At 44.6% G+C, this 13,880-nt stretch carries 16 protein-coding genes; 3 read left to right on the forward strand and 13 right to left on the reverse strand.

The window, feature by feature from the left end; all coding sequences use genetic code 11:
• Positions 1–37: 37 nt before the first annotated feature.
• From MHN32_RS09620 to MHN32_RS09650, 7 genes are all read right to left on the reverse strand, one after another.
• Positions 38–1,870, reverse strand: a complete 1,833-nt coding sequence (locus tag MHN32_RS09620) for a DUF885 domain-containing protein (RefSeq protein ID WP_239421610.1) — start codon at positions 1,868–1,870, stop codon at positions 38–40.
• Positions 1,871–1,949: 79 nt separating this feature from the next.
• Positions 1,950–3,086 carry a radical SAM family heme chaperone HemW gene (hemW, locus tag MHN32_RS09625; protein WP_039494444.1) on the reverse strand — a complete coding sequence of 379 codons (1,137 nt, stop codon included), beginning with the start codon at positions 3,084–3,086 and terminating at the stop codon, positions 1,950–1,952.
• Complete coding sequence (locus MHN32_RS09630; RefSeq protein WP_099030595.1) at positions 3,083–3,676, reverse strand: XTP/dITP diphosphatase; 594 nt, start codon at positions 3,674–3,676, stop codon at positions 3,083–3,085. The genes hemW and MHN32_RS09630 overlap by 4 nt, the downstream gene beginning before the upstream one ends.
• Positions 3,677–3,683: 7 nt before the next feature.
• Positions 3,684–4,118, reverse strand: coding sequence for a DUF4426 domain-containing protein (locus MHN32_RS09635; RefSeq protein WP_010607717.1), 435 nt, complete (start codon positions 4,116–4,118; stop codon positions 3,684–3,686).
• Positions 4,119–4,128: 10 nt separating this feature from the next.
• Positions 4,129–4,662, reverse strand: a complete 534-nt coding sequence (locus tag MHN32_RS09640) for a YggT family protein (RefSeq protein ID WP_010379021.1) — start codon at positions 4,660–4,662, stop codon at positions 4,129–4,131.
• 9 nt (positions 4,663–4,671) lie between these two features.
• Entirely contained in the window at positions 4,672–5,493 is an 822-nt protein-coding gene (gene proC / locus MHN32_RS09645) for a pyrroline-5-carboxylate reductase (protein WP_010607715.1), read from the reverse strand.
• A gap of 13 nt (positions 5,494–5,506) precedes the next feature.
• Positions 5,507–6,190, reverse strand: a complete 684-nt coding sequence (locus tag MHN32_RS09650) for a YggS family pyridoxal phosphate-dependent enzyme (protein ID WP_010607714.1) — start codon at positions 6,188–6,190, stop codon at positions 5,507–5,509.
• Between the two features lie 30 nt (positions 6,191–6,220).
• Here MHN32_RS09650 and MHN32_RS09655 point away from each other — a divergent pair, with 30 nt between their 5' ends.
• From MHN32_RS09655 to MHN32_RS09665, 3 genes are read left to right on the forward strand one after another with little or no spacing between them, the layout of a single operon-like run.
• Positions 6,221–7,267, forward strand: a complete 1,047-nt coding sequence (locus tag MHN32_RS09655; protein WP_010379026.1) for a type IV pilus twitching motility protein PilT — start codon at positions 6,221–6,223, stop codon at positions 7,265–7,267.
• Between the two features lie 14 nt (positions 7,268–7,281).
• Positions 7,282–8,403, forward strand: a complete 1,122-nt coding sequence (locus MHN32_RS09660) for a PilT/PilU family type 4a pilus ATPase (RefSeq protein ID WP_010607713.1) — start codon at positions 7,282–7,284, stop codon at positions 8,401–8,403.
• A complete protein-coding gene (locus MHN32_RS09665; RefSeq protein WP_239421611.1) occupies positions 8,381–9,268 on the forward strand; it encodes a hypothetical protein in 888 nt (295 codons plus the stop codon). Before MHN32_RS09660 ends, MHN32_RS09665 begins: the two co-directional genes overlap by 23 nt.
• A 308-nt stretch (positions 9,269–9,576) precedes the next feature.
• Here MHN32_RS09665 and ruvX read toward each other — a convergent pair whose 3' ends face one another.
• The 6 genes from ruvX to MHN32_RS09695 form a co-directional block, all read right to left on the reverse strand.
• Positions 9,577–10,026, reverse strand: coding sequence for a Holliday junction resolvase RuvX (gene ruvX, locus MHN32_RS09670; RefSeq protein ID WP_102056175.1), 450 nt, complete (start codon positions 10,024–10,026; stop codon positions 9,577–9,579).
• 42 nt (positions 10,027–10,068) lie between these two features.
• Positions 10,069–10,626: a YqgE/AlgH family protein gene (locus MHN32_RS09675; RefSeq protein ID WP_010607710.1), complete on the reverse strand. Its 558-nt coding sequence runs from the start codon at positions 10,624–10,626 to the stop codon at positions 10,069–10,071.
• A 19-nt stretch (positions 10,627–10,645) separates the two neighbouring features.
• On the reverse strand, positions 10,646–11,605 hold the full coding sequence (gshB, locus tag MHN32_RS09680; protein WP_174170323.1) for a glutathione synthase: 960 nt from the start codon (positions 11,603–11,605) through the stop codon (positions 10,646–10,648).
• A gap of 57 nt (positions 11,606–11,662) precedes the next feature.
• A complete protein-coding gene (rsmE, locus tag MHN32_RS09685) occupies positions 11,663–12,397 on the reverse strand; it encodes a 16S rRNA (uracil(1498)-N(3))-methyltransferase (protein ID WP_239421612.1) in 735 nt (244 codons plus the stop codon).
• Between the two features lie 62 nt (positions 12,398–12,459).
• Positions 12,460–12,957 carry a hypothetical protein gene (locus MHN32_RS09690; RefSeq protein ID WP_239421613.1) on the reverse strand — a complete coding sequence of 166 codons (498 nt, stop codon included), beginning with the start codon at positions 12,955–12,957 and terminating at the stop codon, positions 12,460–12,462.
• Positions 12,958–12,968: 11 nt separating this feature from the next.
• Positions 12,969–13,862, reverse strand: coding sequence for a hypothetical protein (locus MHN32_RS09695; protein WP_029215930.1), 894 nt, complete (start codon positions 13,860–13,862; stop codon positions 12,969–12,971).
• Positions 13,863–13,880: the final 18 nt, after the last annotated feature.

Here is a 13,880-nt window from a genome sequence, read left to right on the forward strand (position 1 = left end):
TCATGCTGGCTTTTATTCGGTTCATTGGCAGTAGGAGTTAGTCTTTTTTGCTCGCGACCCACTCATCAACAAATGATTCAAGCACGTTTAGTGGAACTGGGCCATTTTTCAGTACGACGTCGTGGAACTCACGAATATCAAACTTATCGCCTAGTTCTTTCTTAGCGGCTTCACGAAGTTCTAGGATCTTCAACATCCCCACTTTGTACGCAGTGGCTTGTGAAGGCATAACAATATGGCGCTCTACCATCTTCACTGCGTCTGACTTAGCATTTGGTGTGTTGTTTACGTAGTAATCAATACCTTCTTGACGTGTCCACTTCATTGCGTGGATCCCTGTATCTACAACTAAGCGGCATGCACGCCATAATTCCATCGCTAAGCGACCAAAGTCTGAATAGGGGTCTTCGTATAAACCCATTTCTTTTGGTACAAGTTCAGAATATAAGCCCCAGCCTTCGATGTATGCAGTGTAGCCACCAAACTTACGGAATTTAGGCATATCTTCTAGCTCTTGAGCAATCGCGATCTGCATGTGGTGACCCGGAATACCTTCGTGATAAGCCAAGGCTTCCATTTGGTAAGTTGGCATCGCTTCCATGTCGTAAAGGTTTGCATAGTAAACACCAGGACGTGAGCCGTCAGGCGCGGGTTGCTGGTAGAAAGCTTTACCTGCAGATTTTTCGCGGAATGCCTCTACGCGTTTTACTATCATGTCCGCTTTTGGCTTAACGATAAACAGCTCATCCAAGCGTGACTTCATATTATCGATCATCGCTTTGGCTTCGGCTAAATATTGTGCCTTACCAGCTTCTGTATTTGGAAGGTAAAACTGTTTGTCGGTTTTCATGAACTCCATAAAGGCTTTTAAATCGCCTTTGAAGCCCACTTTCTCTTTGATTGCTCGCATTTCGTCATGAATACGCGCCACTTCAGATAAACCGATTTCGTGAATTTCTTCAGCGCTTAACGCTGTGGTTGTCGTACGTGCTAGGGCGTTATTATAAAATTTTTCGCCGTTAGGGAATTTCCACGCACCGTCACGTTTGTCTGCTTTTTTCTCAAGTTTATGTAGGTAACCAATCAACTTGTTATAAGCAGGCTTTACTGCTGTTGTTAGCGCATCTGTTGCTTCTTTTACCAGCGCTGATTTCTCGTCTTCACTGACTTCAAGTGTTGCTACTTTGCGTTTGAAGTCAGCCAGTAACGTTGAGTCGTCACCCGCAGCAAATGGCGCACCTTTAATGATATTTTCACTTGATTCAATGACGTGAGGGAAAACGAATTTTGGTGCAATAATACCTTTATCCGCACGCGCTTTTAAGTCAACGATGAGCTGATCAAATACAGCCGGTACGCCGTTTAAACGTGAAATATACGCTTTGGCATCTTTGACATCGGTAATTTGGTGCTGGTTGATTAAAAATGCAGGCACCATTGAGTGCGTACCATACATCTGATTTACCGGATATGAGTGATAACGCCATTTAAAATCTGCAATGGTGTTTTCAAGACCTTGCTTGAATAAGTCGTAGCTCACTTGCGTATTGGCATCTAGCTTATTTCGATCAATTGCATTAAGCGCAGCTAAGTCTTGTTTCGTCAGTTCAAGATCTTCAAGTTGGCGCGCTTCGCTGCCGTCATCCCACTTGTCGTAGTCTTGTTTGATACCCATATAAGTTTGGTAAACTGGGCTACGCATTACGCCACGGGTAAACGACGCTTCAAAAAGTGCGTTCGCCTTTTCTACTTCACTTTTTACGACTTGTTGTTCAGCTTTTGGAGCAGGTGCTGGAGAGTGTGTGGTTTGTTGACAGCCAGCAAAAAGCGCGACGCTTACCGCTGCTGCTAAAATGGTTAATTTACGCATTTTATACCCTTTTATTATATGTTGCCGAATGGCGGTTTTCATGCTGGTTGCAGTGAATGCCACCCGCATAATTTCTATATTAAACAAATAACTCTAGCAGATCGTTGAGATATCGGTGGCCTTTATTTGTAACTAGCCATGAATCGTTGGTTTCCTCAATCAAACCCTTATCTACGGCCTCAGCAATTTGCGTTGCAATAGCGCTAAGTTCAAGACCAGTGTAGTCAATAAACTGTTGTTTTGATGCGGCAGTTTTTAAACGGAACACATTCATAAAAAACTCAAATGGTCTGTCATCGCTTGCAACATGCCACTGCTCATACAAATAGGGTTTACTCAGATCCATATAGCCGCGAGGGTGTTTTACCTTTACGGTTCTTAAGATCTGTTGCTGCTCAGGCAAAGTGATTTTGCCATGTGCACCACAGCCGATCCCAAGATAATCGCCAAATTGCCAATAATTCAAGTTATGTCGACATTGAAATCCCGCTTTGGCATAGCCTGAGATCTCATATTGCTGGTAGCCGTGCTCCGCAAGTAATGCCTGACCTTGTTCTTGGATGTCCCACAGTGTTTCATCCTCAGGTAAAACCGGAGGCTTAGAGGCAAACTGCGTATTTGGCTCAATGGTTAATTGATACCAAGAAAGGTGTGGCGGTGCCATCGCAATGGCTTTTTCTAAATCACTTAAGGCATCGCTAACCGATTGATTGGGAAGGCCATGCATCAAATCAAGATTAAAGCTATTTAACCCTGCTTGATGGGCTTCTTGTGCGGCATTGAGCGCTTCTTGTTCGCCATGAATACGACCAAGTTGAGTAAGCTTTTCCTGTTGTAAGCTTTGCACGCCTATCGAAATACGATTGATGCCAGCCGCGACATAATGCTTAAAACGATCTGTCTCAACTGTACCTGGATTTGCTTCTAAAGTGACTTCAATGTCATCCTCAAAACCAATTAGCGCCTCAATTTCACTGAGTAAATAGCGGTACGCTTCACCTGAAAGCAGGCTAGGGGTGCCACCGCCAATAAAAATACTACTGAGTTTACGGCCCTGAACATAGTGAAGATCGGCTTTGATATCGTGGAGCAAATGTTGAATATATTCCGTTTCTGGAATATCGCCCTTTTTACCATGGCTGTTGAAATCACAGTAAGGGCACTTTTGCACGCACCAAGGTACGTGCACATAAAGACTTAATGGAGGTAGTTTCACGCGAGGCCTTGAAAGTGACTGACGAGTTGTTTAAGTGCCTGTCCTCTGTGGCTGATTGCGTTTTTTTCTTCCTTGGTTAGCTCTGCTGATGTGCAGTCTAAACCTTGTACCTTAAAGATTGGGTCGTAACCAAACCCTTCTCGGCCTTGTTGTGTTGTGGTGATTTCACCTTCCCAACTCGCCTGACAAATAATCGGCGTTGGGTCGTCAGCGTGGCGCATATAAACTAAAACACACCAAAAACGGGCGCTGCGCTCAGTTTGTTCACCAAGCGCTGCGAGTAAGTGATCAATATTTTTTTGGTCGTCGGCGTTTGCGCCAGCATAACGCGCTGAATATACTCCAGGTGCGCCGTTTAACGCGTCTACCTCAAGGCCTGAGTCATCGGCAATGGCAGGCAAGCCAGAAATCTTAGCAGCATGACGAGCCTTGATAATGGCGTTTTCCACAAAGGTCGTGCCGGTCTCTGCAACCTCTGGCACGTTGAAATCACTTTGCGGTAATACCTCAATGTCATACTGATTTAGCATCGCGCTAAGCTCTTTGACTTTACCTTGGTTGCCCGTGGCAAGTACCACTTTATTTGACATATTTTCTCTACTCTACATAAAACTTTTGTGAGAACGTGAGTTTGCGGCTTTGCTTACCTTCACTGATCTCAATGTCGAAACGAAAAATATCTTCATCGTCGTAATCTAATTGGGCAAGATAGTATATTGCCTCACCTTCTACGACTTCTTTAAACTCTAGCTGTACGGTTTTACCAAGTAAGTTTTTGGCGCTACCTGCAACGCGTGCCTTAACTGCTGGTTTTCCTGGCTTGTCGGCCAAGACCGAGATATTCACAATCGCTTTGTTACCACTACGAATTAAGCCATACGCTTTTGCAATTGTGGGCTGAACAAAGGTAGACGGGAAGGCGATATAATGCACTTCCCAAGGACCTAAGTCTTTAAATTGGCCGCCTTGTTCATCTTGAGCGAATACGCCTGGTGCAAGCAGCATCATTAACACAATAATAAATGGTTTCATTGGGATGCTCCTATCTCAGTAAATCCATCATTAGGATCTGCAAAAATTGCATGCCGATAATTAGGACTAAAATAGATAAGTCCAGTCCGCCTAGCGGTGGGATCACTTTACGAATAGGTCTTAGCATCGGCTCTGTTAATTGCTCGAACACGGCGGCAACTGGATTGTAGCCTTGCGCTACCCAACTTAAAATGGCACGAATAATAAGGATCCAGAACACCAGACTAAATGCTTCTTTTACTACCGTAATAGCGCCACCAATCAGCGCGCCTAAAGCGTCAAAGTAACCACCGAATAACGCCATCAGCGTCGCCATTTTGGCAAAACCAATAATGAATGCCAGCACCAAAGAGGCAAGATCTAAACCGCCCACGCCCGGAATGATTTTTCTCAGTGGGTTCACGGCAAAAGAGGTTGCTTTAACAACCGCTTGGCTTAGCGGGTTATAAAAGTCCGCTTTGACAAGCTGCAACCAGAATCGTAGTAATACGACCATTAAAAATAGATCAAATACGATCCCGACTAAAAATTGCATGGCATTCATTGGTCACCTTTAGATTTCTTTTTCCATTGCTTCAGCGCGCGCGATACATGCATCCATCGCGTCCGCTACGGTTTTTGGTAATTGCTGTGCTTTTAAATGCTCAACGGCTGCGTGGGTTGTGCCACCTTTAGAGGTGACGTTAGCGCGTAGCTGAGCAATGCTAATTTCAGGTTGCGATAATGCCATTTCAGCCGCGCCTAGCGCAGTTTGTTGCACAAGCTTTCTGGCTTCCTCAGGACTAAAACCTAGGGCTTTAGCCTTTTCTTCAATGGCTTCCATAAATAAGAAGAAATACGCTGGAGACGAACCTGTTACCGCAATAACGTCGTTGATTTTCGACTCTTCATCAAGCCACAGGGCAATACCTGTGGATGAAAATACTTGCTCAACATAGTCTTTTTCTTCATCGCTGATGTCGACGCCATACAAGCCAGACACACCGCGTCCAAGCAACGATGGCGTGTTAGGCATACAGCGCACCATTTTTACCGGTTGGCCGAGCATTTCTCTCAGTCGTGCAACGGTAATTCCGGCGGCGACAGAGATAAACAGTTTATTGCTAATATCAATATCTGCATCTTGAAAGGTCTGACACAGCTCGGCCATCATCTGTGGTTTTACAGACAAGACAATGACGTCAGCCGCGGCGACTGCTTCTAGATTATCTTGTGTTGTTTTTACCGATAATTGCTCTGCGACTTTGGCAAGTTTCTCTGCATTGCGGTTGGTGGCAATAATAGACTGCGCGTCAAAGCCACTTTTGATCATGCCACCGATAATGGCATAGCTCATATTTCCCGTTCCAATAAATGCAATTGTCTTGTTTGACATTGTGTTATTCACCTCACTGTCGTTTGCCAAAAATATCAGTACCAATGCGAACCATAGTGGAACCTGCTGCAATCGCAGTGTCTAAATCGCCACTCATTCCCATCGATAAGGTATCTAGCTGTTGATATTGGTCCTTTAGTCTATCAAAGCAAGCGCGCATTTGCTGGAAATATTGTAATTGCTTTTGTTTATCATCGGTTTGCTCAGTGATAGTCATCAAGCCACGAAGCTCCAATTGACGACAGTCATTAATAAACTGCGCGAGCGTATCAACCTCATTGGGATGACAACCTGATTTGTTGTCATCACCGCTAATATTGACCTGCAATAGCACCTTGAGTGGCTTCAAGTTTGTTGGTCTTTGCTCATTTAGCCTGCGTGCGATTTTCTCTCTATCCACGCTTTGTACCCAATGGAAGTTTTCGGCGACTAATCTTGATTTATTGGACTGGATTGGACCAATAAAGTGCCATTCAAGCGCTTTGTTTTGTTTAAAATAGGCAACTTTATCAACCGCTTCTTGTACGTAAGATTCACCGAATTGGGTTTGACCTGCCGCAATTGCAGCCTCAATATCGGCGATAGGTTTGGTTTTAGAAACCGCGAGTAATTGTACTGTTTCGCTGAATTGACAGTTTTGTTTGGCTTTTTCTATCCTGCCGTAGGCGTTATCTAAGCGTTCTGCTATTGTAACCATATAGTACTAGTGCTCATTGTGGAGTTATAAATGGATATTACAGAATTATTGGCTTTTAGTGTTCAACACAAAGCATCTGACCTACACCTTTCTTCGGGTGTTTCCCCTATGATACGTGTTGACGGGGACGTACGTCGGGTGAATATCCCGCCGTTAGAAGCAAAAGACGTCAGCAGCCTCATCTACGATATTATGAATGATAATCAACGTCGTGACTATGAGCAAAACCTTGAGGTAGATTTCTCGTTCGAAGTGCCAAATCTGGCGCGTTTTCGTGTTAACGCCTTTAATTCAAATCGTGGTCCTGCTGCGGTGTTCCGTACCATTCCAAATCAAGTGCTGAGCTTAGATGATTTGGGGGCACCAGACATTTTTACCAAAATTTCCGACAACCCACGTGGCTTAGTATTGGTAACCGGCCCGACAGGTTCTGGTAAATCAACCACGCTGGCTGCGATGGTGGATTATATTAATAACAACAAACATCACCATATTCTAACCATCGAAGACCCGATAGAATTTGTTCACGACAACAAGCAAAGCCTTATTAACCAACGTGAAGTACATAGAGACACACACAGCTTTAACGCGGCGCTGAGAAGTGCACTCCGTGAAGACCCTGACGTTATTTTAGTTGGTGAATTACGTGATCTTGAGACCATTCGTTTAGCGCTAACTGCCGCGGAAACAGGCCACTTAGTATTTGGTACTTTGCATACTACCTCAGCACCAAAAACCATCGACCGTATTGTGGATGTGTTCCCAGGTGAAGAAAAAGACATGGTGCGTTCTATGCTGTCAGAGTCGCTACAAGCGGTGATTTCACAAACGTTGGTGAAAAAAGTTGGCGGCGGGCGCATAGCAGCGCATGAAATCATGCTCGGGATCCCTGCTATTCGTAACCTTATTCGTGAAGACAAGATTGCACAGATGTATTCTGCAATTCAAACCGGTGCAATGCACGGTATGCAGACCATGGATCAATGCCTTACAAATTTATTAAACCGTGGTTTGATCACACAGCAAGATGCGCGTGCAAAAGCGCATGACAAAAATCAGTTTAATAGCGGCTATTAAGTAGTGGTGTAGCGATGAATATAGAACCGTTTTTGCAAACGATGGCAAATCAGCAAGCATCCGACTTATTCGTCTCGGCAGGGCTTGCGGTGAGCGCCAAAATTGATGGCGAACTTAGAGCATTAAGTGAAGAAAGCTTAGATGCCGAGCAGTCACTGAATCTTGTTACCTCGATTATGAGCGACAAGCAAAAGCAAGAATTCTTTAACACTAAAGAGTGCAACTTTGCGATTGCTAACGATATCGGGCGTTTTCGTGTTTCAGCATTTTGGCAACGGGATTGTGCGGGCATGGTTATCCGCCGTATCGTTACTGCTATTCCTGATGTCAATGAGCTAGGTTTGCCGTCGGTACTGACCGATGTGATCATGTCCAAACGTGGCTTGGTGTTATTTGTAGGTGGTACGGGCACGGGTAAGTCAACTTCGCTTGCAGCACTGCTCGGTTATCGTAATCGTAACCAACGTGGCCACATTTTGACCATTGAAGATCCCATCGAATTTGTGCATCAACACCAAAAAAGCATCATTACTCAGCGTGAGGTGGGCATTGATACTGACAGTTTTGAATCTGCCTTAAAAAGCTCATTACGCCAAGCGCCAGATGTTATTTTAATTGGTGAAATTCGCTCGCAAGAAACCATGGAGTATGCACTGAGCTTTGCTGAAACGGGGCATTTATGCGTTGCAACCTTGCACGCCAATAATGCCAATCAGGCCATTGACCGTATCATGCACTTAGTCCCTAAAGAAAAGCACGATAAACTGAAGTACGATTTGGCGCTGAACTTACGTGCTATTGTGGCGCAACAACTTGTGCCTTCTTCAAAGGGCGAAGGCCGAGAAGCCGCCATTGAAGTACTACTTAACTCCCCACTCGTTGCCGAGCTTATTAAAAAAGGCGATATTGGCTCAATTAAAGAGGCAATGGCAAAATCGAAAGACATGGGCATGCAAACCTTTGATCAAGCATTGTTTGAGCTTTATAAGCAGCAGCGGATCAACTATGCCGATGCCCTGCATCATGCTGACTCGCCAAACGATCTGCGCCTGATGATCAAGCTGCAAAATAATGAACAAAAAGGTGCGGGCTTCCTGCAAGGGGTTACGGTAGATGGGTTGGATTCGAAGAACTAAACGCAGTTATCTATCCTTCGCTTTTGTGCTGAGCTTTGCAGGTGTACTTGATGCCAGCGAAGCACTTAATGTTTTTATTAGAGATGATGTCCTCGCGGATTATCAACGTTTTGTTGGTGAACGCGACGTCACAAAAATCACCGATTTTAGTGGTCAGTATTTACGTCGCGATGTTGTCGATATGGTGGTAGCACAGCAAGCCTTGCAAAAAGGTGGCTTCGATAAAACGTTTATCTTTACTCCAGGTTTCGTCAGTTTTCGTGAATCCAATTTGCTTGAAAAAGGAGAGCAACTGCTTCACTTTGATAGCTATTGGAAAGCAGACCTTGAAAATAAAGGTCGGCTGCTTTTTATCAGTGAGCCGGTTATTCAAAAAGGTCAGTATTTTGCTGGTATTTATCACGGGATAGATAATCAAAAAGTAAAGCAGCTAAAAGAGGAGCAAGGGCTCACCCAGCTAACTTCGGTATCCAACCCTAAATGGCAGACCGACTGGCAAACCTTGGAGTCACTTCCGCTTAAACAGCTTCATGCTGAACCAGATTGGATGTCACAAGCGCGTATGGTGAGCAAAGGTTGGGTCGACTTTATGTTGATGCCGCTTATGCCGAAGCTAGATAATCGCTTTGTTTTGGAAGATGTTGAGCTCATTGCTAATGAGCATCTAGTCGTGCTGTTAAACGACAGCAGACATTTTGCGGTGTCTCGGCTTCACCCAGAAGGTGAACGAGCGTTTGCTGCATTACAAAAAGGCCTTGCAATACTACGTGAGCAAGGCCGGATCACTAGCGCGTATCAGCAAGCAGGGTTAATACCTGGTTTGAAGAAGTACCAAGTCGTAAACCCCGTACAGGAGCTTCGCTAGTCATTCATACTCCTGCTCGTGGCTAGAGTTGCTCTGCTAGCTGTACAAAAATGGCGACTTCACCATAGTGTTTAGAGGAATAAGAGTTGCCTTACTGCTGGTGATTGAAAGCGTTGAGAGTCCGTTAAATATGATGGACTTTTACAGACAGTTAGCCGTACCTTTAATATCAGTACTGAATTTTTGATATTAAAGGTCGGCGCTAGATTGATATTTTTAGTGTGTTATTGCTACACCGACTATGCCGTGTATGAATATCAATTCACTTGGTGGAAAATAAAGCTCAACAGGCCCAAGAGTTAGGCAGGCTATTCCCACATTGCCTCAAAGTAGCTTTCGAGAATGATACAAGCGGACATGCCGTCTACCTTACCTTTTGCGAGATTCTTATAGCCACCTTGTTCAAATAAGCGTGCTCTGGCGTCAGCTGTCGTCAAGCGCTCATCTTGTGTTTCTACCGGCAACCGGAAGTGGTTATGCAAGCGGTTAGCAAACTTTTTTGCTCTGAATGTTAAATCTTGATTGGTACCATCCATATTCAGTGGTAAGCCAACCACTAATAAATCAGGTTGCCACTCGTTAATGAATACCGCGATGTCATCCCAATTTGGAATACCATCGTTTGCCTTAACTGCACCTAAGCTTGATGCGGTTGCGGTGATTTCTTGGCCGATAGCCAAGCCGATACTTTTAGTGCCAAAGTCAAAACCGATGATGCTACGTTTACCTTTAGGCACTTTTTCTTTTTTGATTTCCATGAATACTTCGTTTATTAACCTAAGCTCAAAATGACAGGCTAGTTACGCATGACCCGCTTGCGAGCTTAATTGTGCAACGTCGAAACCAAGCATTTGCACTGCTTTTTCCCAACGCTTTTCGGGTGGCGTATTAAATATGATTTCGGGGTCAGCCTCGACGACTAACCAAGTGTTTTCTTTCAGTTCTTTCTCTAGCTGACCACTTACCCATCCGGCGTAGCCCAAGGTGATGATAAATCCTTCGGGAGAGTGTGATGACGTTAAAGAGGCTAAAACATCTTTTGATGTGGTGATCATAATTTCGGAACTAAGCTCTTGGCTTGAGGCGTAACCAAACTTTGGCGTATGTAATACAAAGCCTCTGTCGGTATGAACAGGCCCACCTGCGTAGATATTTACCTTAGCCGCTTGGCTAGATTTGTCGTTATCGATATCAATTTGATCAAGCAATTCGCCCACGGTGATATCGATAGGGTGGTTTACCACCAACCCCATCGCGCCATCTTCGCTGTGTTCACAAAGATAGGTTACCGTATGATTGAAAAAAGGGTCGTCCATGCTGGGCATTGCCACTAAAAAGTGATTAGCGAGTGATTTCATAACCAGACCCCCTTAATGGTTAGTTTTTAGTATGGTCGAGTTTTCGCTCGATCGCATCATAAAACTTATCCATAATTGAAATGTCATACGCCGCTTCAATTTCTTTTACGCAAGTTGGTGCGGTGACGTTGATTTCGGTGAGCTTATCGCCAATGATATCTAGGCCAACGAATATTAGGCCCTTTGCCTTTAACGTTGGGGCAATGGCTTCGGCAATTTTACGGTCCGATTCGCTAATAGGTCTTGCTTCACCACGGCCGCCTGCCGCGAGATTACCACGAGTTTCACCGCCTTGTGGAATGCGAGCCAAGCAGTACGGCATCACTTCACCATCTACCACTAACACGCGCTTATCACCGTCTTTAATGGCTGGAATATAGTTTTGCGCCATCGCATAGCGAGAACCATGCTCGGTAAGTGTTTCGCAGATCACGCCAATATTTACATCATCTTGTTTCACTCTAAAAATAGACGCGCCGCCCATCCCATCTAAAGGCTTGAGAATGATATCGCCATGTTTAGCTAAAAACTCGCGAATTTGTGATTGATTACGCGTAACCAAAGTATCTGGAGTATGCTCACTAAACCACGCCGTAAAGAGCTTTTCATTGGCGTCGCGCAGACTTTGTGGTTTATTTACCACAAGCGAACCCGCAAGTTCAGCGCGCTCAAGAATATAAGTGGCGTAAATATATTCAGTGTCAAAAGGCGGATCTTTACGCATTAAAATAACGTCAAGGTCGCCCAAATCGATTTCTTGTTTCTCAGCTAGTTCATACCAATGGGAAGTATCGTCAAATACCTGCGCTTTTGCCGCGGTTGCTTTGGCAACGCCTTGGTACAAGAAAAGGTCATTCATTTCCATGTAATACAATTCATAGCCGCGCTGCTGTGCCGCCAGCATCATGGCAAACCCGGTGTCTTTTTTAATGTTAAAGCCACTGATTGGATCGGAAATGATCCCTAATTTAATCGTCATAGACGCTCCCATTGCGCTTGCTGAGTTTACCCATGATATGGGGGTTGCTCTGTGTATTTAAAGTGCTAAATCGCCAAATTGCAGCTGTAGTGCGCTCAGTACCGTGAGAGCTGCGGTTTCTGTACGAAGTACACGTGGGCCTAAACGGACATCAACAAACCGCTGTTGAGCGGTAGCATCGAGCTCTTCATCGGTAAAGCCGCCTTCAGGCCCCACTAAAAAGCGGATCCCAGACTGACTATACGGCAGTGTTTTTATTGAATGTTCGGCGCGAGGATGTAGTGTGATTTTTAACTCGTCGCTTTGCTGTGCCAGCCACTCAGACAACTCCATCGGCGGGTGAATAATAGTGATGGTATTACGTCCGGATTGCTCGGCCGCGGCAATTGCTATCTTTTGCCATTGCTGGTGTTTTTTTGCTAGACGCTCACCACTTAATTTAACGCCGCAGCGTGTGGTAAACAAAGGGGTAATTTCGCTCACTCCCAGCTCTACCGACTTTTGAATTGTGAAGTCCATTTTATCACCGCGAGAAATCCCTTGCCCAAGATGTATGGCAAGTGGAGATTCTACATTTTTGTCTTCAAATGATTCAGGTACAGCAACGACTTTCTTTTTCCCAACTTCACTTAATTGACATAGGTACTCGCCGCCTTGTCCGTTGAACAGGCTGACTTTATCTTTGGTTGTCATTCTAAGCACTCGGCCTATGTGTCCTGCGGCGTCATCATCCAAAGTAACTGGCACACCAATGGCCAAAGGCGAGTCTTGATAAATATGTGGAATACGCATAATTCGATTATTCAGTTGCTGTTTTGTGGCAATGGTAAGCGCTCGCGCACGGTTAGTCTACATCATCCTGCCACTTTAGCTTTACCGCATAGTAACCCGGTGAGCTTGGCAAGCATCAAGTCAGGGTCGGGGAGGCCAGCGGTATCCGGATGACAAGATAAGTGATTGATTAATGCTTGTGAGTGCAGTTTAGTGATCTGAAAACCTTGTGGGGATTGTTCTATTAAAAACCGGTGGGGGTGAAGAGAATCAAAAATAAAGCGCTGCTCCTCGGTGGCTAAATGATAGTCCAGAGAATAGAGCAGCACAGCATTAACGTTATGATGACGGTGCAAATAGCTAGCAAGTTCAGAGACGCTGATTTCATTGTCAAAGTCACAATAACAGTAGTCTTTTATTTGCTCTTTAAACATCATCTTTAGCATTTGTTTGGTGTTGTCACCTGCGATAATTATATTACTGGCTTGGCTAGAGCGCACATTCTGCAAATGCTCGACGAGTTCTTGGCTAAAATCCCAATTGCTATCTACCAGTAAAAGTCCATCACTTAAAGCATTCATGCAGTATTGCGTTACACCGAAAACAAGTTAATAAGTAAATAGCCTATTGAGCAGAAAACTGCAAACTCCAAACATGCGATGCCAACGTTATCTTGGTGGTCTACCTCTAGACCAATATTGACCTTAGGTAAGGATAAATGCAGCAATACGTAGCTACCAATGTAAAGAAAAAGCCACATTACACCGCAATGCATGACAACCGAAAACAAGTTTTCTACCACTTTTGCTCCATGGTAGGGAGCGCTGTGCAGCCCCGCATACATGGCTAAAGAGAGGCCGATGGATTTGCCTGCATAACGAATACCAATAGAAGTGTTTCTGAGATTAAAATTTTGCTGTAAAGAAGCCCCTTGATTGAACTTGGCAAAGCGACTTTCTCTGATTTTACTATCTAGCGTATAAAGCAGCTGCAATAGCATAAAGCCGAGGGCTACGACTAATAGATCGCTCCAGCCTTTCGGGTGCACCCAATGATATAAACCAAGCACCAATATGGTGTTACCGAGTAACATGCCGGAGTCCACCATCGCGGCGCAGATATTTTGCTTTAAAATCGCTTCTTCTTCGTCAAACTGATACAGAATCCATTTGCGATGGATCCATTGGCCGAAGTATACAAAGGCAATGATCAACCCTATATGTAAGGCCACTTGCAGAGGGTGTGCCTGCGCCCTCACCACGCCTAAGTCATTGAATAAGTATGCAACACAAATACACAGCATCGTCACTTGACTGGCATAGCTGATCCCAAGTGCAAAGTTGTCACGTTGTGCTAGCTCGTCATCCAGTAGATTGTTAGCGCTACGTTGGATCATTAAGCGCAGCAAAATAGTTAAACCGCAGACAATGACAAAGCAAATCAAAATCGCTAAAAAGTTGATATTGTTTAAAGACAAATAACTCATACTCGGTGTAAGGTTGTG

It is taken from the genome of Pseudoalteromonas sp. Of11M-6, from assembly GCF_022347905.1.
Classification (GTDB): domain Bacteria; phylum Pseudomonadota; class Gammaproteobacteria; order Enterobacterales; family Alteromonadaceae; genus Pseudoalteromonas.

Coding starts and splice junctions, on each gene's coding strand:
- MHN32_RS09620 (WP_239421610.1), bottom strand. CDS start 1,870: ATGCGTAAATTAACCATTTTAGCAGCAGCGGTAAGCGTCGCGCTTTTT.
- MHN32_RS09630 (WP_099030595.1), bottom strand. CDS start 3,676: ATGTCAAATAAAGTGGTACTTGCCACGGGCAACCAAGGTAAAGTCAAA.
- MHN32_RS09635 (WP_010607717.1), bottom strand. CDS start 4,118: ATGAAACCATTTATTATTGTGTTAATGATGCTGCTTGCACCAGGCGTA.
- MHN32_RS09640 (WP_010379021.1), bottom strand. CDS start 4,662: ATGAATGCCATGCAATTTTTAGTCGGGATCGTATTTGATCTATTTTTA.
- proC (WP_010607715.1), bottom strand. CDS start 5,493: ATGTCAAACAAGACAATTGCATTTATTGGAACGGGAAATATGAGCTAT.
- MHN32_RS09650 (WP_010607714.1), bottom strand. CDS start 6,190: ATGGTTACAATAGCAGAACGCTTAGATAACGCCTACGGCAGGATAGAA.
- MHN32_RS09655 (WP_010379026.1), top strand. CDS start 6,221: ATGGATATTACAGAATTATTGGCTTTTAGTGTTCAACACAAAGCATCT.
- MHN32_RS09660 (WP_010607713.1), top strand. CDS start 7,282: ATGAATATAGAACCGTTTTTGCAAACGATGGCAAATCAGCAAGCATCC.
- MHN32_RS09665 (WP_239421611.1), top strand. CDS start 8,381: ATGGGTTGGATTCGAAGAACTAAACGCAGTTATCTATCCTTCGCTTTT.
- ruvX (WP_102056175.1), bottom strand. CDS start 10,026: ATGGAAATCAAAAAAGAAAAAGTGCCTAAAGGTAAACGTAGCATCATC.
- MHN32_RS09675 (WP_010607710.1), bottom strand. CDS start 10,626: ATGAAATCACTCGCTAATCACTTTTTAGTGGCAATGCCCAGCATGGAC.
- gshB (WP_174170323.1), bottom strand. CDS start 11,605: ATGACGATTAAATTAGGGATCATTTCCGATCCAATCAGTGGCTTTAAC.
- rsmE (WP_239421612.1), bottom strand. CDS start 12,397: ATGCGTATTCCACATATTTATCAAGACTCGCCTTTGGCCATTGGTGTG.
- MHN32_RS09690 (WP_239421613.1), bottom strand. CDS start 12,957: ATGAATGCTTTAAGTGATGGACTTTTACTGGTAGATAGCAATTGGGAT.
- MHN32_RS09695 (WP_029215930.1), bottom strand. CDS start 13,862: ATGAGTTATTTGTCTTTAAACAATATCAACTTTTTAGCGATTTTGATT.